The 976-nt window shown below is 48.6% G+C and carries 2 protein-coding genes; one reads left to right on the top strand and one right to left on the bottom strand.

What is annotated here, in order from left to right; translation table 11 throughout:
- A partial coding sequence (locus JCM14467_RS14285; protein WP_252901821.1) for a hypothetical protein occupies nucleotides 1–225 on the top strand: 225 nt, incomplete at its 5' end.
- 183 nt (nucleotides 226–408) lie between these two features.
- Here the strand turns inward: JCM14467_RS14285 and JCM14467_RS14280 are convergent.
- On the bottom strand, nucleotides 409–976 hold a 568-nt coding region (locus JCM14467_RS14280; RefSeq protein ID WP_252901820.1), incomplete at its 5' end, for a hypothetical protein.

The raw sequence follows: 976 nt of genomic DNA, 5'->3' as shown, positions 1-976 counted from the left end.
TTTAGGTTGTCCTTCTGGGGTGGTTCATGGGTCCTAAGCCTTTGCGGTGATAGTGAGGTTGTTGAGGGTTCGATCACAAGCCCACCCTTCGAGATCGCCAGTAATAAGTACCTCGGTGCATTGACCTCGAAGCTCAGGGAGTTGGGTGCCGTGAATATTGAGCGGGGCCTTACAGCGGTGGTGCCTATGGGATTCTCGATAGGGCGAGTGTTGGTGTTCACCTGAGTATTGACTTTAACGATGGTTCGACTGCGAGATCATGCTTATGACCGAGACACCGGGCATTGGTGAGTGGGTTTTAAGGCCGATGGCAATAGTACTAGATGGAGAATGCATATACCCACAGGATTGCCATGGGATATACTGACGTATGTTTGTTCCCTTAAATGATTAAGTGATGATTGTGAGTTATGTCTGTATGTTTGGTGTTTGTGGTGTGTATGTTATTGTTATGTTTGCGAATACCGAGACCGTGCTTGTACTCGGCAGTACGTTGCTGATGACTAGGTAGTAACCACCATCACCCAACTGCTGAGTACTCAGCAAAACCTGCGTGTTGAACCTCGTTGACTCACCACCGTAGTAATAGGCGGGCCCGAAGAAGTACCAGGCTTTTGATGTCGATAAGCTCTCGTTGAAGTGTTCGTACTGGTCTGGTGTGAATATGAATAGTCTGACCGGGCTTGTGCTATTCACGTAAACGTTGAGCGTAACGTACTGCTGATTTGTTGGTAGGCTATACTGTATTGGCACATACTCATAGTACTGTGGGTAAAGCTCGATGCTGAATGCCGTGACGGGTATTGTCACGGGTCCACTACACCAATTACTCAACTCAATGACAAGCCACGTGGTGTTTTTAAGCTCGACCTGGCAACCCATGGATTGGAAGTACTGCGGAATGTTTATGCCGGGCCCGGGAATCTCAGTCACCGGGCATGAACCAACAACCACGTAGCTAGGCCCATAACCAATG

The organism is Vulcanisaeta sp. JCM 14467, from assembly GCF_001316245.1.
GTDB lineage: Archaea > Thermoproteota > Thermoprotei > Thermoproteales > Thermocladiaceae > Vulcanisaeta.
Note: the sequence above shows the minus strand (reverse complement) of the source record. Positions and strands in the feature narration are given on the sequence as shown.